The 26,678-nt window shown below is 66.1% G+C and carries 4 protein-coding genes (1 of these 4 cut by a window edge); all 4 read right to left on the reverse strand.

The window, feature by feature from the left end:
• Tightly spaced (each overlapping or abutting the next), the 4 genes in view from J9870_RS14515 to J9870_RS14530 form a layout consistent with a single transcriptional unit that may run on beyond the window.
• A complete protein-coding gene (locus J9870_RS14515; RefSeq protein WP_210638715.1) occupies positions 1-1,317 on the reverse strand; it encodes an MFS transporter in 1,317 nt (438 codons plus the stop codon).
• On the reverse strand, positions 1,307-19,108 hold the full coding sequence (locus J9870_RS14520) for a non-ribosomal peptide synthetase (RefSeq protein WP_210638716.1): 17,802 nt from the start codon (positions 19,106-19,108) through the stop codon (positions 1,307-1,309). Before J9870_RS14520 ends, J9870_RS14515 begins: the two co-directional genes overlap by 11 nt.
• Positions 19,105-19,329 (reverse strand): phosphopantetheine-binding protein, encoded by a 225-nt coding sequence (locus J9870_RS14525; RefSeq protein WP_210638717.1) that lies wholly within the window; start codon positions 19,327-19,329, stop codon positions 19,105-19,107. Before J9870_RS14525 ends, J9870_RS14520 begins: the two co-directional genes overlap by 4 nt.
• Positions 19,290-26,678, reverse strand: partial view of a non-ribosomal peptide synthetase gene (locus J9870_RS14530; RefSeq protein ID WP_210638718.1) — the 3' portion only. Its footprint extends 2,034 nt past the window's final position; the window shows 7,389 of its 9,423 coding nt (coding positions 2,035-9,423); its start codon lies beyond the right edge, outside the window; it ends in the stop codon at positions 19,290-19,292. Before J9870_RS14530 ends, J9870_RS14525 begins: the two co-directional genes overlap by 40 nt.

The raw sequence follows: 26,678 nt of genomic DNA on the forward strand, positions 1-26,678 counted from the left end.
TCAGCCAGGTTCGGCCACGACCTGGGTGGATGCAACCCACCCAGGCTCAAGCCGACGAAACGGTGCGATGGTCAATCCCAGGCCGGCCAGCAGTACATACAGCAGGCCGGCGACTGCAAAGAGCAAACTCAAGCCGCCGACCTTGCCGATACCGAGCACGGGGGCCAGCCAGGCTTGCAGCTCGCTGCCTTGGCTCATCAATGGAATCGCCCAACCGTCGGCCAGCGCGCCCGCGCCCAGCGCCCCGAGCGGCAGGGCCAGCAGGCAGACGATCTGCCGGGCTGACAGTACCCGACCGAGGATGGCGTTGGGCAGGCTGCGCTGCCAAAAGCTCTGGTCGCTGCTGGTGCTCAGTGAAAAGCAGCCAAAGGCGACGAATGCCGCCGCATACAAAACCACCGGCGAGGTACTGATACCTATGCCCAGGATGCTGACGCCGAGCATCAGGTCCGCGAGCAATACCGTGCGGATCAATCGCTGTGGTGGACGGGCGACCACCCACAATGAGCCGCCCAGCATGCCCAGGCCGCCGCAGGTCATCAGCGTGCCCAGCACCAATACCGAATAACGTTCCAAAACCATGGGCGCCAACAGGACCGAGGCCAGCCCGAGCATCAAATGCTCGACGCCCAGGTAGGCAAGCAACGCGCAAAACGCCGGACGCCCGCGCAGCACCGCCAAGACGGGTGCCAACCCGCCCACGGCCACGACACGCTCCTGGCCGGTGGCGCGCACCGCCGTCGCCACCCAGGCGAGCCAACCGAGCACGCCGGCGGAAAACAGCACCGCACCGACATCCAGCAACAACAATCCAGGAACTCCAACACTGCCCAGCAACAGGGCCGCCAGGGTGGGCGCGATCAGTTGCGGCAAGCCGACCATCAGTTGCATCAGGCCGTTGGCCCGGCCAATCGCTTGCGCACTGCTCAAGATTCGCGGGATCGCTGCCTGGCAAGTGAGCATGCGCATGACCTGGCCACTGGAATTGACGGCGGCAAAGGCATACACCTGCCACCGTTCCAGCTCGCCTTGCTCGAACAGCCACCAGAGGATCAGCGCCGCGAAACCGCTGCCGGCCTCGACGCCGAGCAGGATCGCCCGCGCCTCGCAGCGGTCCACCAACCAGCCCGCCACGGGCGCCAGGAGCAGTCCCGGCAACGCAGACAGCGCGATGACCAGGGCGTAGTCCGTCACACTGGCGTGTTGCTGCAACAACCAGATGCCCAGGCTGAAGGCTGCAAGGGCCGACCCCAAGGTCGAGACGACCTGACCCGCCCACGCCCATACCCAGGGCCGCACCGAATGCTCAATTTTCATGGGTTTGAAACGCCTCCAGCGCGGGCCAATAGTGTTTTAGGTACTCGGCCAAGGTCCGTGCCGCAGGCGCTTTGAGAATCGACAGGTGATCACACCCTTCAAGCACGTGGCGCTGACAGTCCCCGGCGAATGCCTCCCAGCCATCCTCGGTTTCGCCATGACCTCGCCCGGCCTTGAACACTACCACGGGGCCCGGATAGACCGATGCCGGTCGATAGTCTTTCGCCAGGTTGGCGTAAAACACCCGCAAAGGACCGCGCAACGCATCGGCACGGGCTTGCGCGGGCATCAAACCGACGGCTTGCATGCGCGTCAGCAATCGGGCGCATTGCTCGTCCGGTTCCAGCTTGGCCAGGCTGTCGACGTCGAGGCCCAGCTCACACCCGGCCTCCATCTCCAGCAACGCCACATAGTGCGCCAGGGCCCCACGCGAATCACTGGCCAACCGCGTGCCAGGCGCGCGACTGTCGAGCACCAGCACCGGTGCCACCCCAGTACCCTCAGCGTGCAATTGGCGGGCGACTTCAAAGGCCAGCCAGCCGCCAAATGAGTGCCCGAGCAGGTAGTAGGGACCGTTCGGAACCTGCGCGCGGATTTCCCGCACATAAGCGCTGGCCGCAGCCTGCACCGAGGCATGGGGCTCGCGCTGGCCGTCGGAACCACGGGCTTGCAGGCCGATCACCGTCAATCGCGGGTCCAGTTGCCGGACCAGGGGCACGAAGCTGGCGACATTCGCGCCGGCGCCGGGGATCATGAACAGGCAGGGCGCGTTCGGCGCGCCGGTTTGCAGGACCAGGCTGACGCGCGCGCCCGACGGACCGGCAGGGGGCTGCTCGGCTCGCGCCAGCGCCTGCTCCAAGGCCTGCGCCAGCCGTTGCAAATGCTCGGGGTCGCGCATGATCGACCAGTGATCGCCCTCGATACGCTGCTCGACCAGCTCGGCCCCCAGCAGCGCGCGCCAATCGGCTGCCAGATCTCGCGAGTCACTTCCCCCAGGGCCTGCCGATGTGGCGCGGAACAGGTGCACGGGCAGGCCTAGCGGCGCCGGCCGATAGCGAACCATGGCATTGCGCAGGTTCAGGTTGAGACGGGCTCGGCGGCTCAGCTCCTGGCGGTCGAAACCGGCTGGCAGCCAACCCCGTGCCTGGGCCGCAGCGATCACCGCGTCCAGATCGAGCCCGGCATGCCAGGTGTCTTGGGCAGGGTCATCGGCGCTGTCGCCGACCCGGTGGTGCGCCAAGTACCCGATCAGTTGCTGGCGCAGGCCGGCTTCGTCGAAGCTCAGCGCCAACGGTGCGGCGCGCAGGGCGCCCGGCTGGCTGCTGTCGATCAGCCCGAGGAACGCTACCGGGCAATCCTCGCCCAGCAGTTGGCGGGCCATTTCATAGGCCAGCACGCCGCCCGCCGACCAGCCGGCGAGCTGATAGGGACCGTGCGGTTGGACCGTGCGCAGCAGCTCGATGTAGCGTCTGGCCAAGGTCGTGTTGTCGACGCCGTCGTCCAGTTCGGCGGCGGCCTGCACGGCATAGATCCCCCGTTCCGGGTCCAGATGCTGCGCCAGCCGGACGTACGGCAACGCCTCGCCCGTGCCTTCATGGATGAAAAACAGCGGCGCGCGCCCCGGCGAACCGGCGCGAATGCACAGCAGGCCTTGGGCCGCGACGCTGGCAACGTCCCGCGTAACGACCTCGCGGGCCAGCGCGGCGAGGCTTTCAGCGCTGAACAGGGCGCCGATGGCCACATCCATTCCCTGCGCGCGCAAGCCGTCGAGCAGTTGCACGAGCAGCAACGAATGCCCGCCCAGGGCGAAGAAGTTGTCGTCACGACCGATCTGCTCGATGCCCAGCAGTCGCGACCAGAGTTGCGCCAGTCGCGTTTCCGTGGTGCCGCGTGGCGCCGCATAAGGATGCTGTTGCAAGGCTTGCTGATCGGGAGCCGGCAGGGCGCGCCGGTCAAGTTTGCCGTTGGCGGTCAAGGGCCATTGCTCCAGCTGCACATAGGCGCTGGGCAACATGTGCGCTGGCAATTGTCCGGTCAGTGCTGAGCGCAATTGCCCAGGCTCCAGGTGCCGGCCCGGCTCGGCCAGCAGATAGGCGACCAGGCGCGCATCGCCGGGATCGTCCTGGCGCGCCAGCACCACCGCCGAGCGCACGCCGTCCAGGGCACTCAGCCGGGCTTCGATTTCGCCCAGTTCGATGCGGAAGCCACGCACCTTGACCTGCTGGTCATTACGGCCCAAGTAGTGCAAGGTTCCGTCGGCGGTCCAGCGTGCCAGATCGCCGGTCTTGTAGAGACGCTCGCCTTGGCCGCCGAGAAAGCGCGCCGGTTGGAAGCGCTCGGCATCGAGCGCCGGTTGATTCAGGTAGCCGCGCGCCAGGCCTGGGCCGGCGACATACAGCTCGCCGACCACGCCGCGTGGTACCAGTTCGCCGTGGGCATCGAGCAGGTAGACCCGCAAGTCCGGGATGGGCCGGCCAATCGGTGCCAGCCCGGCCTGGGCATGGCAGTCGGTGGCTTCGATCGGCTGGTAGGTCACATGCACAGTGGTCTCGGTGATGCCGTACATGTTCACCAGGCGGGTAGCCTGGCTGTCCGGCCGTTCGAACCAGGGCCGCAGCGCGGCGGCATCCAGGGCCTCGCCGCCGAAGATGACACAGCGCAACCGATGGGGCTCGGCGCGGGTCTGTTTCATCCAGGCGTAAAAGGCGCTGGGCGTCTGGTTGAGCACGGTGACGCCAGCGTCCACCAGCAGGTGGTAGAAATCTTCCGGGCTGCGCGAGGTCAAGTAGGGCACCACCACCAACCGGCCACCGTACAGCAGCGCACCCCAGATTTCCCACACCGAGAAGTCGAAGGCGAAAGAGTGGAACAGGGTCCAGACGTCCCGGTCGTTGAAGCCGAACCAGTCATCGGTGGCGCTGAACAGCCGCATCACCGCGCGATGCTCGATCATTACGCCCTTGGGCACGCCGGTCGAGCCCGAGGTGTAAATGATGTAGGCCAGGTCCGTGTCACTGGCTCGCGGATCGGCTGCCAGGTCAATGCTGGACAAATGCCCCCATTCACCGGTGTCCGGGTCCAGGGATACCACTGCGCACGACGCGGGGATCTGCAGCGTCTCAGGCAACGCAGCCAGGGTCAGCAGGACCCGTGGCGCACTGTCGTCGAGCATGAAGTTCAAGCGCTGCGCCGGGTAGACCGTGTCCAGCGGCACATAGGCGCCTCCGGCCTTGAGGACCGCGAGTATGCCGATGAGCATTTCGATGCCGCGCTCGGCGTGGATCGCCACGCGGCTGTCCGGGCCGACATCCAGGTCGCGCAGGCGATGGGCCAGGCGATTGGCCCGCTCGTTGAGCGCCCGGTAGCTGAGGGTCAGGTTCTCGTATTGGAGCGCGACGGCGTCCCCACGACGTGCGACCTGGGCCTCGAAACGTTGGTGCAATCGTTCGCCGCTCGGGGCCGCCAGCGCCAGCGCCGGATTGAAGCCATGCAGCAACTGCTTGCGCTCGGCCTGGCTGAGCAGGTCGATGCGGGTCACGGCCCGACGGTCGTCGTCGACCATGGCCCGCAGCACGGCCAACAGCGCCTGCCAGTGACGGGCCACGGTGTCGGCATCGAACAGCGCGGTGGCGTAGTTGAAGCCACCCTCGATGACATCGCCCGCTTCATGGACATCCAGGGCCAGGTCGAACTTGGCCGTGCTGACCGGCGCGCCAACGCTGTGCAATTGCAGTCCGTTGCCGAGGTCGAGGTTGCCCTGTGGAGCGTTCTGCCAGGCCAGCATCAGTTGGAAAATCGCGTTATGAGCCAGCGAACGCGGCGGATTGAGCGCTTCGATCACTTGCTCGAACGGCAGGTCCTGATGCTCTTGGGCGGCCAGCGCCAGGCCCTTGACCTGGGCCAGCAGCGCACTCACCCGGGGCGCGTCGCCCAGGTCGATGCGCAGGGCCTGGAAGTTCACGAAGAAGCCGATCAGCGGCTCCAGCTCGACCCGGTTGCGGTTGGCGACAGGTGAGCCGATCACCACCTCCGCCTGGCCCGACAGCCGACTGACCACCACGGCCCAGGCCGCCAGCAAGGTCATGTACAAGGTGGTGCCATGGCGCCGTCCGAGGGCCTTGAGCCCGTGGCTCAGTTCGGCATCGATGCGCACCGGCAGGCTCGCCCCGGCGTAGTCCTGTCGAGCCGGACGCGGGCGGTCGGTCGGCAGGGTCACGCAGGTCGGCGCGCCGTCCAGGTGGGCCTGCCAATAGGCACGTTGGCGTTGCAATTCGTCCGCCTGCAGCCATTGGCGTTGCCACAGCGTGTAATCGCCGTACTGGCGCGCCAGCGGCGGCAAGGGATCGACCTGATCCCGGCTGAAGGCTTGGTAGAGACGGGAGAACTCGTCGGTGAGTACGCCCATGGACCAGCCATCCGAGACCAGGTGATGCACCGTCACCAGCACGACATGATCGTCGACATCCAGGCGCAACAGGCGTGCGCGGATCGGCCACTGACAGGTCAAGTCGAACGGTCGGCCGGCTTCCTCGGCGCACAGCATCTGCCAATCCGCCGCGCCGGGCGCGCTCAGATCCAGCATCTCCAGGGCCATCGCCCGTGGTGGGTCGATCACCTGACGCGCTTGGCCGGCAAGGCTCACGAACCGCGTCCGCAAACTTTCGTGGCGCGCCACGATGCGATCCAGGCTGCGGCGCAACGCCTCGATGTCGAGCTTGCCGCGCAGGCGCAAGCCCGTCGGCATGTTGAAGGCGGCTGTCGAGTCCGGGTTGAGTTGCTGGATCAGCCAGAGGTTTTGCTGGGCGAACGAGAGTGGCAGGGGCTGGCTGCGGTCGGCTTCCTGCAACGGTTCCAAGCGACTGCGCCCGGCGTCGGCCAGCACTGCCGCCAACGCGTGCAGGCGCGGTTGAGCGAAGACCGCCGAGAGCGGTACTTCCAGGCCCAGTCGATGGCGCACTTGTGCGAGCAACCGCAATGCCAGCAGCGAGTGTCCGCCCAAGGCGAAGAAATCGTCTTCGCGACCGATCGATGCGACACCCAGCAACTCGCTCCAGATCGCCGCCAGGGTCATCTCCAGCTCGCCCTCGGGCTGGCTGTATTCCGTTTGCGCAAACGCCTCGGGGGCTGGCGCCGGCAAGCGTTGGCGATCGACCTTGCCATTGCTGGTCAGCGGCAGGGCATGCAGTTGTACAAAGGCGCTGGGCAACATGTACTCGGGCAGGCGCTCACTCAGTTGGCTGCGCAGGTCCAGCGGCGACAAGGTCTGCTCGGCGCTGAAATAGGCGACCAGGCGCGGGTCGCCGTGGTCCGCCGGCAGCACGACGACCACCGATTCGCGCAGCCCAGGCAATTGATCGAGGCGGCTTTCCACCTCGGCCAGTTCAACCCGATAACCGCGAATCTTCACTTGGAAGTCATTGCGCCCCAGGTACTGCAGCGTCCCTTCTGCGGTCCAGCGGGCCAGGTCGCCGGTCTTGTACAGACGCGCGCCGGGAGTGGAGTCGAACGGCGGCTCGATAAACCGCTCGGCGGTCAGCTCGGGACGGTTCAAGTAGCCTTGGGCCAGGGCCACGCCGGTGACATGCAGTTCGCCGACAGCGCCCTGGGGCACCCATTGGCCATGGGCATCGAGCAGGCACACCTGGGTGTTGGCAATCGGCCGTCCGATCACCGGTACGTCCGGCCATTGGTCCGGATCGTCGGGCAGGGTGTGGGTACACACCACATGGGTTTCGGTCGGGCCATAGTGGTTATGCAAGCGCGCGCGGGGATGGTGCTTGAACAGTTCGCGCAACGCGTCGGTGATGCGCAACGCCTCGCCCGCGACAATCACGTCGCGCAGCATGGGCAGTTCAAGCGGGGCGTCGGCCCAGCTGTCGGCCATCGCTGCCAGGGCGATATACGGCAGGAACAAACGCTCGATACGCGCCTGGCCGAGCCAGCGCGGCAGGCTCGCGAGGTCCAGGCGCAGGGCTTCGTCCAGCAACACCAGGGTGCCGCCGCTGCCCAGGGTGGAGAAAACCTCCTGAAACGCGACATCGAATCCCAGCGCGGCGAATTGCAGGGTACGAGCCGGACCGGGCAATGGCTGTTCGGCCTGCCAGGCCAGCAGGTTGCTCAACGCCAGATGGCCCATGGCGACCCCCTTGGGCATGCCGGTGGAGCCGGAGGTGTACATGACATAGGCCAGGTCATCGGGGCTCGGTTGCCCGAGCGGTGGAGAGGAGGGTGCCTGCATCGCCGTTGCCGCCAAACGCACCGACAGCGGCGTGCAACGGTCGCTGCATTGCAACGCTTCGACGCGCTGCGCATCCCACAGCAGCAGGCACGGCTGGCAATCCTCGATGATGCCTTGTCGGCGGGCGAGGGGCTGACTCGGGTCGAGCGGCACGTAGGCCGCACCGGTCTTGAGGGTGGCGACCATGGCCAACACCATCTCCAGGCTGCGCGGCAGATGGATCGCCACGCGTTGGCCGGGTCCCGCGCCCAGCTCGATCATCTGCCAGGCCAGGTGATTGGCCTGGCGATCGAGCTCAGCGTAACTCAGCCCGCGTCCATGCAGTTCGACCGCGATGGCGTCGGGCTGCAACAGCGCCTGGCGCTCGAACGGCTGGTGTACCCAGCCGGCCTGCGGGTAGGCGGTTGGCGCCGGGTTGAGGCCGTGCAGCAGGTGCTCGCGCTCCTGGGCATCGACCAACGACAGGCGGGCCAGCGGTTGGCGGTCGTCGGCGCACAGCTGGCGCAGCACGTTGACCAGGTACCGCCAATGCCGATGCACGCTGGCGGCATCGAACAGCGCAGTGGCGTAGTTGAGCCCGCCGACAATGCGCCCCTCGGCCTCATAGAGTTCCAGGGACAGATCGAAAGGCGCAGTGACCTGCTCGGCGGCCAGACTGGTCAGGCTCAGGCCATCGAGGTCCAACGCGCTGCGTGGGGCGTTCTGCCAGGCGAACATCAATTGGAACACCGGGCTGTGTGCCAGCGAGCGAGGTGGGTTGAGGGCTTCGACCACATGCTCGAACGGCACGTCCTGGTGCGCCTGGGCCTGCAGCGCGTGCTCACGCACCTGGGCCAGCAACTGGCTGACGTCCGGTTGCCCGGACAGGTCGATGCACAGCGCCTGGGTGTTGACGAAAAAGCCAATCAACGGTTCGACTTCGCTGCGTGTGCGGTTGGCGACTGGGGTGCCGATCACCACGCGTTCCTGGCCGGCCAGGCGCCCGACCACAATCGCCCAGGCCGCCAGCAAGGTCATATACAGCGACGTGCCATGGCGGCGACTCAGGTCCTTGATCGCAGCGCTGGTCGGCTCATCGAGCGCGACCGTCAACCGCGCACCGGCGAAGTCCTGGCGGGGCGGCCGTGGACGATCGCTGGGCAGGTCGACCCGCTCGGGCGCGTCGCGCAGGTGTTCGAGCCAATAGGCCAACTGCTCGGTACGACGCTCGCCGGCCAGCCAATCGCGTTGCCAGGCGGCATAGTCGGCGTATTGGATCGCCAAGGCCGGAAGCGGATCCGCCGCGCCCTGGCGGAACGCTTTGTACAAGGTCGACAGTTCGTCGATCAGCACCCCGATGGACCAGCCGTCGGCGATGATGTGGTGCAGGGTCACGTGCAGCACGTGGCAGCAAGGGTTCTGCCGCACCAGCAGCACCCGTAGCAACGGGCCTTCGCTCAATGAGAACGGCCGGGCAGCTTCGCTGGCCATGACTTGTTGCAGGCGGGCCGGGTCGCTAGCGTCCAGCGCCAGGCAGGCGAACGCCAGGCGCGGCTGCGCGTCGATGACCTGGCGGACTTCCGCGTCCTGCTCGATGAAACGGGTCCGCAGTACGGCGTGGCGTTCGACGATGCGCGTCAAGGCGTTGCGCAGCGCCACTTCGTCCAGTTCGCCATCCAGGCGCAGGGCGCCGCTGATGTGGTAGGCGGCGCTCGCTTGCTCATCCAGGCGGGCGATGAACCATAGACGTTGCTGGGCAAACGACAAGGGGCGCGCAACGCTCTGCGGCAGCACCGTGATCGGCGCCAGGGCGCTGCGCGTCGCATTGCCCATGACGCTGGCCAGCGCGGCCACGGTCGGGTGCGTATACAAGGTCGCCAGGGGCAATTCCAGCCCCAGGCGCTGGCGCACCCGGGAGACCCATTGCACCGCCAGCAGCGAGTGTCCGCCGAGTTCGAAGAAATGATCATGACGCCCCACCTGGGCGACGCCCAGCAGGTCGCGCCAGATCTCGGCCATGAGCGTTTCCTGTTCACCGCTTGGCGCTTCATAAGCCTGGGCGGTCCAGGCGTCTTCGCCGGGCACCGGCAAGGCGGCGCGGTCGAGTTTGCCGTTGGGGGTCAGGGGCAGTGCGTCCAGGGGTATGACCAGCGCTGGCACCATGTACCCCGGCAAGCGGCTCGCCAGGGCCTCGCGCAGCGCCGTTGGCGTCAACGGCGCTGCGTCCGCCGTCGCCACGGCATAGGCCACCAGCGCGGGCTCGCGACCATTACGCTGGACCGCCAGCACTGCTGCGGCGGCCACGTGTGGAAGCGCGAGCAGAGCCGCTTCGATTTCCCCCAGTTCGATGCGAAAACCACGAATCTTGACCTGGAAATCGTTGCGCCCCAGGTAATGCAACTGGCCGTCGGCGTCCCAGAAACCCAAGTCGCCAGTGCGGTACAGCCGCGCCGTCGGCTCGGCACTGAACGGGTCGGGCAGGAAGCGCTCGCGGGTCAGTTCGGGCCGCCCATGGTAGCCACGCCCCACGCCGGCCCCGCCGATATACAACTCGCCAGTCACGCCCACCGGTAGTGGTTGCCGCGCGTCATCCAACACGTGCACCTGAGTATTGTTGATGGGCCGGCCAATGTGCGGGACAAAGCCGCGCGCGCGGTCCATCGAGGCCCAGGTCGAATAGACCGTGGTCTCGGTCGGGCCATAGAGGTTGTTGACCTGGTGCACCGCGCCATGGGCAAACAGCCGCTCGACCAAGTGTCGCGGCAGCGCTTCGCCGGCGAGGTTGACGGTGCCCAGCGAGTCCGGCAGCGCATCGGCGCGCAGCAAGGCGTCAACGGCCGACGGCACACTGTTGAGCAGGCTCAGGGCGGGACGGTGCTCGAGCAGGGCAAGGGCGTCGTCGACCAGTTCGAGGGTGCCGCCGCAGGACAACGGCGCGAAGCATTCGAACACCGACAAGTCGAAGTTGATCGAGGTGCTGAACAGACTGTGGGCAAGGGTTTCAGCGCTAAAGCTACGCAGGGCCCAGTCGAGGAAGTTGCGCGCGTTGCGGTGTTCGATCATCACCCCCTTGGGTTGCCCGGTAGAGCCCGAGGTGTAGATCATGTAGGCCAGGTGGCTGGCCTCCAACGCCACAGCCAACGGCGTCGTGTCGCCGGTGCGCAACGCCTCGTCGACATTGAGCCGCCGGCAGGTAGCGGCGAGGGTGAGGCCCAGCGGCGCGTCGCCCATCGTCAGCACCGCCACGGGGGCACTGTCGTCGAGCATGTAGGCCAGGCGTTGAGTCGGGTAGGCCGGGTCCAGCGGAACGTACGCGCCGCCCGCCTTGAGCACCGCAAGCAGTGCGACGATCAATTCCGGACAGCGGCGCAAGTGAACACCGACCCGTGCCTCGGGCCCGACACCCAGTGCTTGCAGTTGCCGAGCCAGGCGATTGGCCTGGCGGTCGAGCTGTCCGTAGCTGAGCACGCGTCCCTTGCAACGCACCGCCTCAGCCTCCGGAGTCAAGCGAGCCTGTGCTTCGAAGTGCTGGTGCAGCAAGGCACGTTCGGGTTGCGTACGCTGCGTGGCGTTGAAGCGAGCCAAGCGCTGATGCTCGTCCGCCGGCAGGACGTCGAGGGTTTGGGCGAGCTGTTGCGCGTTGTGATCCAGGGCTTCGACCAGGCTGGCGAGGGCACGGTGCAGGAAGGACCAGACCCGTTGCGCCCCCACCGAACCGGCAATTTGCGCAGTCACGCTGAAGCCTTGGCCAAGATCGTCCACCGAAACGGTGAAGGGATAGTTGGTGCGTTCAGCGCTGCTCAACACCTGCATGCCCTCGACACTTTGGTGTGGCGTGTCTTCCAGGCTGTAGCGAAAATTCAGCAGCGCGGAAAACAACGGCGTGCTGGCCGGCACGCCGCTGCACCGTTGGGCCATGGTCAACGGTGCGTGCTCATGTTCGAGCAACGCCAGCAAGGCCTGATGGGTACGTTGCAGGCTGTCGCTTACCGAGGTCTGCGCGAAACCGATGCGCAGCGGTAAGGTATTGATGAAAACCCCCAACGCCTGGTCGGCGCCTTGCACGCCTTGCAAACGACCAAGCAAGACCGTGCCGAATACCACGTCGGCGCGTCCGGTGGCCTTGCCCAACACCAGCGCCATGGCCAGGTGAAACAGACTGGCGACACTCACCTGATGACGCCGCGCCGCCTGGCGCAGGGCGAGCGCCAGCGTTGGGTCCAAAGACCCGTGGGCCTCGTCGATTTCGCCGGTATTTTGCACATCCAGCAGGCCAAACGGGGCGGTGGGTTCGCTGACGTCGGCGAGCATGGTTTGGAAAAAAGCCAGCTGTCGGGCGCTGTCCTGGCCGCGCCGGGCGTGCCCGACGAAGGTCCGGAACGGCGCCGGCTCGCGCAACTGCGCCTCGCGGCCCTGCTGGATCAGCACTATTTCCTCGACCATGCGTTCCAGGGTGGTGTGGTCCAGCACCAGGTGATGGTGCAAGACCTGCAGCAACCAACGTTGCTGGCCGGCGTCGAACGCCTTCACCACCCGTAGCAGCGGCGCCTGGCGGATGTCCAGGCGCCGCTGCCGGGGATTGGTGTGGGCCTGCAATTGAGCGAGCGCATCGGCTTCGGTAATGCGCAGGATCTCGATGGGCAGCGGTGCCTCCCGCCAGACCACCTGCACGGGTTGCTCCAGGTCTTCCCAGGCCAGGGCGGTGCGCAAAATGTCGTGGCGGGCGATGACACGTTGCAGCGCCAGGCAAAAAGCGTCCAGTCGGGCTTCGTCGCTGAAAGCCAGGGTGGTGTGCAGCAGGTAGGTGTCGCCTTCGTCCTGCAACAAATAATGAAAGAACAGGCCTTCCTGCAACGGCGCCAGGGGATAGATGTCCTGCACATTGGCCGCGCCGCCCTCGACGCTGGCGACGATGCGGTCGATCTGCGTCTGGGTCAACTCCACCAACGGCAACAACTCAGGCGTGATGTGGGCGCAGCCCAACGGCACGGGCGCTCCCAACAGAGCGATATCGTGACTCGGTGCCGTTTCGCGGTGCACCAGCGCTGTGGCCAGTGCGGCGATCGTGGGCGCACCGAACAGGGTGCGAACATCAATGGCCCAGCCTTCGGCACGCATGTGTTCGACCAGTTGCACCGCCATCAACGAGTGCCCACCGAGGGCAAAGAAGTTGTCCTGGCGTCCCACCCGCGGCACACCAAGGACTTGGCCCCAAAGCTCGGCCAGGCGGGTTTCCACTGGCCCTTGCGGCGCTTCGTAGCGTTGCTGGGCGAAATGATTTTCAGCGGGTTCGGGCAAGGCACGACGGTCCAGTTTGCCGTTGACGGTCAGGGCAAAACTGTCCACCTGGACGAAGGCCGCTGGCAGCATGTAGTCCGGCAGCACGGCGGCCAGGCGCGCACGCAACTCGCTCGGTTCCTGGGTCGTGGTGGCGGTGAAATAGGCCAGCAAACGTTGCTGGGCGTCGGCCAGGACCACGGCTTCGCTCACCTCGGGCAAGGCCTTGAGCTGCGCTTCGATCTCGCCCAGCTCAATGCGAAAGCCACGGATCTTGACCTGGAAATCGTTACGTCCGAGGAACATCAGCACACCGTCGGCGCGCCAGCGAGCCAGGTCGCCGGTGCGATACAGGCGTGAGCCCGGCTGGAACGGGTTGGGCACGAAGCGTTGTTCGCTCAGTTGCGGCTGGTTCAAGTAACCCAGGGCCAACCCGTCACCGCCAATGTACAGCTCGCCCGCGACGCCAATGGGCAACGGACGACGCTGCTCGTCGAGCACGTAGACCTGGGTGTTGCCGATGGGTTTGCCAATCGGGATATCACCGTTCAGGGCGTCTTCGAGGGTGATGCGGTGGGTGGTGGCGAAGGTGGTGCTTTCGGTCGGTCCGTAGCCATTGAGCAGGTGTTGGGGCGGCGAATGGCGCAGCACCTGGGCGATGCGTCGAGGGTCGAGCACATCGCCGCCAACCATCAGGTAGCGCAGGTTGCGAAACGCCGGGGCCAAGGGTTCGGCGAACTGATGAAAGAGCCCGGCGGTGAGCCACAGCACGCTGACTTCATGGTGCAGCAGGTGTTCATTGAAACGCGCAGCGTCGAGCAGGGTGTCGCGTGGACAGACCACCAGGAAGCCGCCGTTGAGCAATGCGCCCCAGATCTCCAGGGTGCTGGCATCGAACGCCGGGTTGGCGGCCAGGGCAATCCGGTCCTGGGCGTTGAACTCGGCGAAACCGTTGTTGCGCACCAGTCGAGTAACCGCACGGTGCGGCACTTGCACGCCCTTGGGCGCGCCAGTGGAACCGGAGGTGTACATGATGTAGGCGGTCGCTTCGGCGGACACCGAAGGATGCTGGCGCGGCGTGGCGAGAGAGCCCTGCGCAAGGGTGTTTTCCCAAGCTGCCAAGGCCAGGTGTCGGACCGTCGGGTCGAGCACGGTCGACGGCGGTTCGTCGGTGAGCAACCAGGCACTGCCGCAATCGTGCAGCAGAACGCGTTGCCGCTCCAGCGGGGTGGCCGTGTCGATGGGCACGTAGGCTGCGCCGTTTTTCAAAATCGCCAGGATTGTCGCGACCAGACGCGGGCCGCGGCCCAGGCACAGGGCCACCCGGTCACCCGGTTGCACGCCGTGTTCGGCCAGCCAGTTCGCCAGTTGTTCGGCGTAATGGTCGAGCTGACGATAGCTTAGCGAGTGGTCGCCATTCTGCACCGCCGTCGCCTCGGGTCGACGCTGTACCTGGGCCGCGAATAACACGTGCAGCGGCTCGTCTGCCGGGTAGTCGAGGGCGCTGGCATTGAAGGCATGCAGCACTTGTTCGCGTTCGGCTGCGCCGAGAATCGACAGCCCATCGAGGGTTTGCTGGTCATCGTCGACCATGGCCCGCAACGTGGCACACAGGGCCTGCCAATGCCGTTGCACGGTGCCGGCCTCGAACAGTGCCGTGGCATAGGTCAACCGACCGCCAATCACGCCGTCGCGTTCGTGCAGGTTCAGGGTCAGGTCGAATTTGGCGCTGTCTTCGTCGGTGCTCAGCGGCGTCAATTCCAGGGCGCCCAGCGCCAGACTCGGCTGCGGAGCGTTCTGCCAGGCGAACATGACCTGGAAGATCGGGCTGTGGGCCAGCGAACGGCTTGGATTCAAGGCCTCGACCAGATGCTCGAAGGCGACCTCCTGATGGGCCTGGGCGTCCAGCGCGGTGCGTCGCACCTGGGCGAGCAGTTGCGCTACCTGGCTGACCTCGTCGAGCCGTATACGCAACGCTTGGGTGTTGACGAAAAAGCCGATCAGCGGCTCGACTTCGACACGGGTCCGGTTCGCCAGCACCGAGCCGATCACCAGGTCATTCTGCCCGGACAACCGCGCCAGCACGATCGACCAGGCGGCCAGGACGGTCATGAACAAGGTGCTGCCGTGCCGGTCGCTCAGCTGTTTGATGGACTGGACCAAACCTGCGTCGATGCTGACTTCCAGGCTGGCGCCGGTGAAATCCTGGCGCGCCGGACGTGGCCGGTCCAAGGTCAGGTTCAACAGTGGCGGGGCGTCTTCGAGCTGGGTGCGCCAGTAAGCCAGTTGTTCGGCGATTCGTTGCGCCTGGCGCGGTGAGCGTTGCCACAGGGCGTAGTCGGCGTACTGGATGGCCAGCGGCGGCAGCGGGTCGGCCTGGTCAAGGACAAAGGCCCGGTACAGTTCGGTCAGTTCGCGGGTGAGCACCCCCAGCGACCAGGCATCGCCGACGATGTGGTGCAAGGTGACCAGCAGGACGTGCTCCTGGTCGGCCAGGCGCAACAGGCGCGCACGAATCAACGGGCCGCGCGCCAGGTCGAATGGCGCTTGCGCTTCGGCGGCGCAGCGGGCCTGGAATATCGCCTGTGGCTGGCCGCGCAGGTCTTCGTTGGGCATGACGAAGGCCTGCGGTGGGTCGATGACCTGGACCGGCTCACCACCTTCGGAGATGAAACGGGTGCGCAAGGCTTCATGCCGCTCAATGATGCGCGACAGTGCCGCGCGCAATGCCGATTCGTGTAACGCTCCGCGCAAATGCAGACCACCGGCCATGTGGTAGGCCGCGCTGGCCTGGGCATCCAGGTGGGCGATAAACCACAAGCGCTGCTGGGCAAACGACAGCGGCAGCCGTGCGGGCCGCGCAACGGCCGGGATGGGCGCCGCACCGTATTGTCCGGACGCGGCCAAGGCTTCGATAGCCTGGGCCTGACGTTGCAGGGTTGGCTGGTCGAACACGCAGGCCAGCGGTAGCTCGATCCGCAATTGCTGACGCAGTTGGGAAATCAACTGCACTGCCAGCAGCGAATGGCCGCCAGCTTGGAAAAAATGCTCGTCCCGACCGACCCGTGGCAACCCCAACAAACGGCTCCAAATGGCCGCCAACTGGATTTCCAGTGGGCCTTGGGGCGGTTCGAAGTGCCCGGTCGCGCCATGCTCAGGCGCGGGCAGGGCGCTGCGATCAAGCTTGCCATTGGGCGTCAGCGGCAAGGCCGACAAGGCGACGTAAGCGCTGGGCTGCATGTACTCCGGCAGGCCAACGGCCAGGACGCCGCGCAGTTGTACCTCGGACACCGACACGCCTGGCTGGGCCACCCAGTACGCCACCAGGCGTGGGTCCCCGGCCACATCTTCCCGAGCGATCACCACGGCGTGCTGCACGCCCGACACCCGGCCCAGGGCCGCTTCGATTTCCCCCAGCTCGATGCGATAGCCACGCACCTTGACCTGGAAGTCGTTGCGCCCCAGGTAGAGAAGCTGACCCTCGGCGGTCCAGCGGCCCAGGTCTCCGGTGCGGTACATCCTCGCGCCGGGCTGGGTAGCGAACGGGTCCTCCAGAAAACGCTCTGCGCTCAGTGCTGGCCGATTCAGGTAGCCACGGGCGACCCCGGCGCCGCCGATATAGAGCTCCCCGACCACGCCCAGCGGTACCAACTGCCGATGGGCATCGAGGATGTACACGTGGGTGTTGTCCAGCGGCCGTCCGATACCGGGTACGAAACCCTGCTCGCGGCTCATCGACACCCAGGTCGAATACGTGGTGGTTTCCGAAGGACCATAGAGGTTGCACAGCCGCTGCACCGCGCTGTGGGCGAACACTTGCTCGACCAGGCTCTGCTTGAGAGGTTCGCCGGCCAGGTTGACCACACGCGTCGAGGCCGGGATCGCCTGGGCACCGACCAGCGCATCAAGCGCCGAAGGCACGCTGTTGATCAGCGTCACCGGCACCGGGCAGTCGAGCAAGGCCAGGGCATTGCGGGCCACGTGCAAGGTCGCGCCAACGGCCAGAGGGACGAAATACTCGAACACCGCCAGGTCGAAGTTGATCGAAGTGGCAAACAGGCTGTCCCGCAGGCTGACCGCGTCGAATGCGTGCAGCGCCCAGTTCAGCAAGTTGCAGGCGTTGCGGTGCTCGATCATCACGCCCTTGGGCGTGCCTGTGGACCCCGAGGTGTAGATCACGTAGGCCAGGTGCGCGCTGGTCAGACCCAGGCTAGCTGGGTCGGGGTTGTCGCTGGGGAGTTCGGCCAGGCTGGCCTGGGTATGGGGGGCGTCCAGGCACAGCAGCTCGCAACCGCTGGGCGCTGGAACGCTGGATTGCAGGGCGCGAAGTGTCAACAGTGCCCGCGGCGCGCTGTCTTCGAGCATGTGCAGCAAACGTTCCCGGGGATACGCCGGATCCAACGGCACATAGGCGGCGCCGGCCTTGAGAATCCCGAGCAGGGCGATCAGCAGGTGCGGGCCGCGTTCCAGACAGATCGCGACACGGCTGTCGGGCTCGACCCCGGCCTGCAATAGACGGTGCGCCAACCGGTTGGCCTGGGCATTGAGCTGCCCATAGGTCAGCGGACTCGAGCCATCGGCGGCCTCGAAACGTGCGGCGATGGCTTGTGGTTGCCGCTCGGCCTGTTGCTCCAGTGCCAGGTGCAGCAAGCCCGGGCCAGGAAGGGCGCGGGTGGTGGCGTTAAAGGTGCGTAACAGCCGTTCCTGTTGCGCACCAGGCAACACCGAAAGCTGGCACGCCAGGGTTTGTGGATGCCGTTCGAGGGCCTCCAGCAGGTTCTGCAGCGCTGTGTTCAGCCAGTCGAGCACCGGTTCGGCACCGACCTGGGTGTCGATTTGCAGGCTCAGCGAAAAACCTTCGCCCAGATCGTCCACCGACAAGTTGAATGGGTAGTTGGTGCGTTCCTCGCCCCCCAGTACGCGCATGCCGGCCAGCATTGGGGCGTGCTCGGTGGCAGCGCTGTGCCGGTAGTTGAGCAACGCCGAGAACAGCGGCGTGCCACTGGGCAAGGCACTGCAACGCTGGGCCAGGCCGAGGGGCGCGTGCTCGTGGGCAATCAACCGACTGAGCAGCGCGTGGGTGTCGCGCAGCGCCTGTTCCACCGGCACCGCCAGGCGCACCCGCAATGGCAGGGTATTGATGAACAGCCCCATGGCGGTCGCGGCTTCGCCGGCGCCGAGCAAACGACCGAACATCACCGTGCCGAACACCACGTCGTCGCGGCCGCTGGTCTTGCCCAGGACCAGGGCCCAGGCCAAGTGCAACAGACTGGCGCTACTGACGCCGAGGTTGCGTGCGAGCAGACGAATCCGGCGACTCAGATCGATCGCCAGCGGTGCCTCCAGGGTCTGGACCTGGCTGCCATCGCCGCGTACGTCGAGCAGCCCGCACGGTGCGGTGGGTTCATCGATATCGCCCAGCAGTTCGGTGAAGAACGCGGCATGTTGCGCTTCGCTCAGCCCCTGGCGAGCGCGCAGTACGAAATCGCGGAACGGCTGTGGTGGCTGCAGTTCGGCCAGCCGACCTTGCTGGATCGCCGCGACCTCCCGAACCAGCCGTTCCAGCGAGGTGTGGTCCATCACCGCGTGGTGGTGCAACAGTTGCAACAGCCAGCGGCCGGCGCGTGGGTCCTCGGCGGCCACCGCGCGCATCAAGGGCGCCTGGCGCAGGTCCAGACGCTGCTGCCGTGGATCAGTGTGGGCGCGCAATGCAGCCTCGACATCGGCCTGGGCGGGGTTGATCAGCTCCAGCGTCAGCGGCGCCTGGCGCCAGACCACCTGCACCGGTTCATCGAGGCCCTCCCAGGCCAAGGCGGTGCGCAGGATGTCATGGCGGGCGATGGCTTGGTTGAGCGCGTCCATGAAGCGCCGCAAACAGGACTCGTCGTCGAAGGCCAGCAGCACGTTGAGCAGATAGGTGTCGCCGCGCTGTTGAAGCAGGTGATGAAACAGAATGCCCGCTTGCAAGGGCACCAGTGGGTAGATGTCCTGGATATTGGCGGCGCCGCCTGGTACGCCGGCGACGATGCTGGCGAGCTGGGCCTCGTCCAGCTGGCAGAGGTCGAACATCGCCGGGGTAATGTGCGTGGTTCCCTTGGGCAATCCGCTCTCGAGGGGCGGTAGTGCGACAGGTTGGCGCAAGGCTTCGATCAGTGCCGGTTTGTGGCTGCGCAGCAGCGCGATCAGCTCCTGGTCGGCCAGGACCTGGTCGTCGGCCACCACCGATAATTGATCGCCACGCAATGACAGGGTCACGCCACGTTGTTTGAGCAGAGCCAGCAGTTGATCCGCAGTCACAGGAGCATCTCCTTCAAAGGGGTAGTGGCCGCGGCCAGACCTGCCAGGGTCGGGGCGGTGAACAGTTGGCTGATATCCACCCGCAAGCGCTGCTGGCGCATGCGCTCGACCAGACTCATGGCGATCAACGAGTGACCGCCCAGGGCAAAGAAATTGTCGTGGCGACCGACCCGCTCGACATTCAGCAGCTCGCACCAGAGCGCCGCCAGAGTGATCTCCACCTCACCTTGGGGGCTGCATAGTTCGTTTGCACAAAGGCCTGGGCGTCAGGTTCTGGCAGGGCGTTGCGGTCGAGCTTGCCGTTGGCGGTCAACGGCAGGCTGTCCAGGCGCACATACGCGCTAGGCAGCATGTAATCGGGCAAGCGTTCACCGAGGGTGGTGCGTGCCTGGCTCGGGGTTGGCAGGGCCGAGCCTTGCAGGTAGGCGACCAGGCGCGTCACGCCATGGCGGTCGGCGCGCCCCACCACCACGGCCTGGCGCACGCCGGGCAGCGCCAGTAGGTGGCTTTCAATTTCACCCAGCTCGATGCGGTGCCCATGGATCTTCACTTGAAAGTCCGTGCGCCCCAAGTAGCTGAGGCTGCCATCCAGCTCCCAGCGGCCGAGGTCACCGGTGCGATAGAGCCGCGCGCCCGGCTGGCGGGTAAACGGGTCGACAATGAAACGCTCGCGGGTCAGGTCCTCGCGTTGCCAGTAACCACGGGCCACGCCATAGCCACCAATATGAATTTCCCCTGCCACCCCCAACGGCGCGCGTCGGCCATGGCCATCGAGCACCTGCACCTGGGTATTGGGCAGCGGCTGGCCGAGGCTTGGCTGCGAATGGTGATCGAGCCAGGCGCTGGTGGTGTCGACCGTGCATTCGGTGGGGCCGTAGACGTTCAACACCCGTACCTCGTGCTCGCCGGCCAACTGCGTCCACAACTCGCTGGGCACTGCTTCGCCGCCGAGCAGGATGCGCCGCGGCAACGGTACGGCCGCTGCCAGCGTTTGTCGGTACTTGAGCAAGGCCTGCATCTGGCTTGGAGTGCAATCGAATACAGTGACCTGCTGGGCGCTCAGGTAGCCGAGCAAGGCGCCGGCATCCAGACGCACACGTTTGGGGACCAGTACCAGGCAGTGGCCACTCAGCCATTGGCAGAGCTGCTGCACCGAGGCATCGAAGGCGACCGAGGCGTTGAGTGAGCAGCGCGTGCCGGGTGGCAGATCGTCCAGGCGTTGGCGCAACCCGGCCCAGAGGTTGAGCACCGAGCGGTGTTCGACCATGACGCCTTTGGGCTGTCCGGTGGAACCGGAGGTGTAGATCAGGTAGGCCAGGTCGCTGGGTTGCTGACCCAGCGCGGCGCCATCGGGGTTATCTGCGCAGGCCTGTTGCCAGGCCGCGAGCCCTTGCGATTGTGCATCGAGGCTGAGCAACGGTCCGCCGTCGAAAGACGGTAGCCGGTCGCGCAGGTGTTCCTGGGTAAGCAGGGCGGCCGGGGCGCTGTCGCTGAGCATGTAAGCCAGGCGTGTCACCGGGTAGTCCGGATCCAGCGGTACATAGGCGCAACCGGCTTTCCACACGGCCAGCAGGGCGATCGTCAGATGGGCCTCGCGTTCCAGGCAGACCGCGATGCGCTGGCCGCGCTGTATACCCATCGCGAGCAGATGATGGGCCAGGCGATTGGCCTGTTGGTTGAGCTGACGAAAGCTCAGGGCCTGGTGTTCGTCGATGACCGCCAGGGCGTCCGGGCTGCGCGCGGCCTGTTCGGCAAAGCGTTGTTGCAAGGTCGCGTCGGGGGCCTGCGCGGCGAGCGGTGAGTTGAGGCGGTCCAATTGCGCCTTTTCTTCGTCAGGCAGCACGCACAATTGCAGCACGGAGGTATCGCCGGCTTGCTCCAGCGCTTCCACCAACGCAACCAAGGCTTGTTGCATGAACCCGACGAGCCGGGCCGGGGCGTGTCCGGGGTGGGTCTGGGCGGTCAGTTGGAAACCTTCGCCCAGGTCGTCCACCGCCAGGTTGAACGGATAGTGGGTGCGCTCTTCGCTGTGCAACAAGCTCATTCCCGGCATGGCCTGGCGCAGGTTCGCCTGCTCGGCATGGCTGTAGCGGTAATTGAACAACGCGCTGAACAGCGCGGTGCCCGCCGGCATGGCGCTGCAACGCTGGGCCAAGGCCAGCGGGGTCTGCTCGTGGCTCAGCAAACCGTTCAACGCATGCTGCACCCGGGCCAGCACTACCTGCACACCGTCATCCAGGCGCACGCGCAACGGCAAGGTGTTGATGAACAGCCCCACGGTCCGGTCCGCGTGGGCTCCGGCCTGCAGGCGCCCGAACAGGACCGTGCCGAAGACCACGTCATCGCGCCCGCTGAGGTGACTCAAGACCAACGCCCAGGCCAAGTGACAGACACTGGCCGCGCTCACCCCGTGGGCGCTGGCCTGTTGGCGCAAGCGCCGCGCCAGTTCGGCTGGCAGCGCTTGCCGGTGTTCCAGCGCCTGCCAGCGCGGATCGGTTTCCAGGTCGATGGCAAAGGGCAGGGTGGGTTCCTCCAGGTCGCCCAACTGTTCGCTGAAGAATGTCCGCGCAGCCGCCACGACGTGCGCCTGTCGCGCCTGGGCCACCAAGCCGCGGGTACTGGTGGGTGGCGGCAAGTCCGCCTGGCGGGCGCCTTCGATCAAGGCGATCTCCTCGATCATCAGCTCCAGCGAGGTGTGATCCACCACTACGTGATGATGCAGCAGCAACAGCAACCAGCGCTCATGGACGGCATCGAACGCCACCCGCGCCTCGATCAGCGGTGCCTGGCACAAGTCGAGCCGGTAATGGCGGGGATCGGCGCTGGCCTGCAATTGCCCGGCGATATCGTCACCGCTGAACAACAGACGACGAGGCACGAAGGCCACTTGGCGCAAGACCACTTGCAGGGGTTCGTCCAAGTCTTCCCAGAGCACCAGGGTACGCAAGGCGTCATGCCGGGCGATGACCTGCTCCAATGCGGCGCAGAAGCCTTGCAGGTATGCCTCGTCGGTAAACGCCAACAGGCTGCGCAACACGTAGCGATCCCCGGCGCTTTGCGCGCGATGGTGATAGAGCATGCCTTCCTGCAAGGGGCCCAGCGGATAGATATCCTGGATGTTGGCGGCACCGCCGGGGACCCGGGCCGCGATCAGGTCGATCTGGGTCTGGGGCAACTCGACCAGGTCGAGCATCGGCGGGGTGATCCGTGAGCAAGGGGTAGGAATGCGCGTGACACTGGCTTCTGGCGCGACGCCAGTGCCGAGTGTCTCCAGGCGCTGGGCCAAGGTGGCGAGGGTCGGACGTTCGAAAATGCTGCGGATGTCCAGGTCCCAGCCATTGCGCCGCAGTTGTTCGAGCAGCTGTACCGCTAACAGCGAGTGCCCGCCGAGGCTGAAGAAGTCATCCTCGCGACCGATGTCCGGTTCACCGAGTACCTGCGTCCAGATCGCTGCCAGGCGTCGTTCGGTGTCTCCGCGTGGCGCCTGTTTGGCGTGGCCAGCGGACGCTGCCGCAGGCGCTGGCAAAGCTTGGCGATCGAGTTTGCCGTTGGGCGTCAGGGGCAGGCTGGCCAGGACGATGCATGCGCTGGGCAGCATGTAGTCCGGCAAACGGCTTTCCAGATGAGCGCGGACTTCGGCCAGATCCGGGGCAGGGCTGGCGGGGTCATGGGGCACCAGGTAGGCGACCAGACGCGAGTCGCCGGAAGGGCCGGGTTGGGCCAATACCACCGCTTCGCGCAGGCCCGGCATGCCGAGCAATTGGGCTTCGATCTCACCCAGTTCGATGCGAAAGCCGCGTACCTTGACCTGGAAATCGTTACGCCCCAGGTATTCCAGGTGACCATCGGCACGCCAGCGCCCCAGATCACCCGTGCGGTACATGCGCGCGTCGGGCGCGGTGACAAAAGGGTCGGGTAGAAACCGCTCGGCGCTCAGCTCCGGCCGGTTCAGGTAGCCGCGCGCCACGCCCGCGCCGCCTATGTAGATTTCCCCGGCCACCCCCAGCGGCACCGGCTGGCGATGCCGATCGAGCAGGTATACGCGGGTGTTGTCCAGCGGTCGGCCGATGCCGGCTACGTAGCCTTCTTCGCGACGCATCGACAGCCAGGTCGAGTAGGTGGTGGTTTCCGTCGGTCCGTAGAGGTTGCAAACCCGACGCGTGGCGCTCTGGGCGAACAGTTGTTCCACCAGGCGCGCCTTGAGCGGTTCGCCGGCCAGGTTGACGACTCGGGTCGCGCCGGGAATGGCGCCGATCCTGAGCAGTTCCTCGACCGCCGACGGTACGCTGTTGATCAGCGACACGGCGCTGGGCTGCGAAACCAGGGCCAGGGCATTGTCGACCAGTTGCAGGGCCGCGCCGGCGGCCAGGGGGACAAAGCATTCGAACACCGCCAGGTCGAAATTGATCGAGGTAGCGAACAGGCTGCGTTGCAGTTCATCCGCCTCGAAGCTGCGCAGGGCCCAGTGCAGCAGGTTGCAGGCGTTTCGGTGTTCGATCATCACGCCCTTGGGCAGTCCGGTCGAGCCGGATGTGTAGATCACATAGGCCAGGTGCGCCGCGTGCAGGCCGTTGACGTCGGGATTTTCCATGGGCAAGGCGGACAACTGCGCTTGCAACGCCGGGTCGTCCAGCTCCCAGCGCTCGGTCGTCGGCGTGGTCGGTAGCCGACCTCGAAGTGACTGGCTGCTCAGGACCAGGCGCGGCGCGCTGTCTTCGAGCATGTGCAGCAGGCGTGCCGGCGGGTAAGTAGGGTCCAGGGGCACGTAGGCGCCGCCGGCCTTCAAGATGGCCAGCAAGGCGACCAGCAGGTGCGGGCCGCGCTCCAGACAGATCGCCACCCGATCATCGGGGCGCAGTCCGGTCGCCAGCAAGGCATGGGCCAGTTGGTTGGCCTGGCGGTTGAGCTGGCCATAGGTGAGCGTCGTGGTACCGGCGGTTGCGGTTGCAACATACGCGGCCACGGCGTTGGGGCACAACGCGGCCTGCTGTTCGAAAGGTTGTTGCAGCAGGGTGTCGCGTGGGTGCGGCTGATGGGTCGCGTTGAACCCTTCCAGCACCTGTTCGCGTTGCCTTGCGGGCAAGCTGTCGAGTGTGCAGGCAAGGGTCATCGGCGCCGTTTCCAAGGTCTGCGCAACAACCGACAGGGCTTGGACCATATGCGCCAGGACCGCTTCGGCGCAGACCGAACGCTGGATTTGCGCGGTCAGGGCAAACCCATCGCCCAAGTCATCGACAGACAGGCAGAACGGGTAGTTGCTGCGTTCCTCGCTGCCCAGCACCTGGATGCCCGGCAGGTCGAACTCCGGGCGTGCCGAGTGCTGGGCCTGGCTGTGGCGAAAGTTCAGCAGGGCCGTGAACAGCGGCGCCTGGGCTGGCAAGGCGCTGCAACGTTGTGCCAGGGCCAGGGGCGCGTGTTCATGGGCGAGCAATTCGATCAGCCGCGCATGGATCTGACGCAACGCAGTGTGCAGCGGCGTGTCGAGGTCGATGCGCAGTGGCAGGGTGTTGATGAACATGCCCAGGGCCCGGTCGACCTGCTGGCCCCCGGTGAACCGCCCGAACAGCACCGTGCCAAAGACTACGTCGTCGCGGCCACTGGTCTTGCCGACCAGCATCGCCCAGGCCAGGTGGAACAGGCTGGCGACGCCCACCCCTTGGGTCTTGGCCAGGCGCCGCAAGCGCAGGGACAAGGCCGGTTCGAGCTGGCACTGCGCCTCGCAATTGTCACGGCCCGTGCCTTGGATATCGTGCAGACCATAGGGCAGGGTCGGTTCGTCAACGTCGCCAAGCAGTCGCTGGAAATATGCCTCGGCACTCGCTTGACGCCGAGGCTCGCGGGCCTGGGCCACGAACGGGCGGAATGGAACGCTAGGCGGCAGCCGATGATCGGGATCGAGCATCAAGGCGCGGACTTCGGCAAACAGCAGGCCCAGGGTGGCATGGTCGATGGCCAGGTGGTGGTGGACCAATTGCAACTGCCACTGTTGCCGGGGTGCGTCGAAGCGGGTGAACGCCTGCGCCAACGGCGCGCGACGAATGTCCAGCGCCCGCTCGGCAAAGGTTTCCCCATCGGCGAGGTGGACCACGGGCAGACGGGCAGTGCGCCAGACCACTTGCACCGGCTCGTCCAGGCCCTCCCAGAGCACCGCGCTGCGCAGGATGTCATGGCGGGCAATCACTTGGTCGAACGCTGCGATGAACCCTTGCAGGCGCTCGCGGCTGTCGAAGGCGAGGGTGGCTCGCAGCAGGTAGGCATCGTCCGTGGGCTGCAGCAAGTGTTGGAACAGCAGGCCTTCCTGCAACGGCGCCAGGGGATAGATGTCCTGCACGTTGGCGATGCCGCCGTCGACGCTGGCGACGATGCGATCGATCTGCGCTTGGGGCAGGTTCACCAGCGGCACATTTTCTGGAGTGATGCGGACACAGTGCGGCGGGATGGACGCTGTTACCGGTTCGCCGGCCTCGACTGGCTCGCCAGGGTGTTCCAGCGCCAGGGCCAGGTTGAGCAAGTTACTGGCGTTGAACAACGTCCCGACATCCAGGTTCCAGCCCTGTACGCGCAATTGTTCGACCAGTTGCACCGCCATCAACGAGTGCCCACCGAGGGCAAAGAAGTTGTCCTGGCGCCCCACGCGCGGCACGCCGAGGACCTGGGCCCAAAGCTCGGCCAGGCGGGTTTCCACTGGCCCTTGTGGCGCTTCGTAGCGTTGCTGGGCGAAATGATTTTCGTCGGGTTCGGGTAGGGCACGACGGTCCAGCTTGCCGTTGGCGGTCAGGGCAAAACTGTCCACCTGGACGAAGGCCGCGGGCAGCATGTAGTCCGGCAGCACGGCGGCCAGGCGCGTGCGCAACTCGCTCGGTTCCTGGGCTGTGGTGGCGGTGAAATAGGCCAGCAGACGTTGCTGGGCATCGGCCAGGACCACGGCTTCGCTCACCTCGGGCAAGGCCTTGAGCTGCGCTTCGATCTCGCCCAGTTCAATGCGAAAGCCTCGGATCTTGACCTGGAAATCGTTACGTCCCAGGAACATCAGCGCACCGTCGGCGCGCCAGCGAGCCAGATCACCGGTGCGATACAGGCGCGAGCCCGGCTGGAACGGGTTGGGCACGAAGCGTTGCTCGCTCAGTTGCGGCTGGTTCAAGTAACCCAGGGCCAACCCGTCACCGCCAATGTACAGCTCACCCGCGACACCAATGGGCAGCGGACGACGTTGTTCGTCGAGCACGTAGACCTGGGTGTTGCCGATGGGTTTGCCGATAGGGATATCACCGCTTAGGGCGTCTTCGAGGGTGATGCGGTGGGTGGTGGCGAAGGTGGTGCTTTCGGTCGGCCCGTAGCCGTTGAGCAGGTGTTGGGGCGGCGAATGGCGCAGCACCTGGGCAATGCGCCGAGGGTCGAGCACATCGCCGCCGACCATCAGGTAGCGCAGGCTGCGAAAGGCCGGGGCCAAGGGTTCGGCGAGCTGATGAAAGAGTCCGGCGGTGAGCCACAGCACGCTGACTTCATGGTGCAGCAGGTGTTCATTGAAACGCGCAGCGTCGAGCAGGGTGTCGCGCGGGCAGACCACCAG

Source organism: Pseudomonas sp. Tri1, assembly GCF_017968885.1.
Lineage (GTDB): Bacteria > Pseudomonadota > Gammaproteobacteria > Pseudomonadales > Pseudomonadaceae > Aquipseudomonas.

What these genes read in the sequence shown, in the direction of transcription:
- J9870_RS14515 (WP_210638715.1), bottom strand. Translation starts at nt 1,317, where the DNA reads ATGAAAATTGAGCATTCGGTGCGGCCCTGGGTATGGGCGTGGGCGGGT.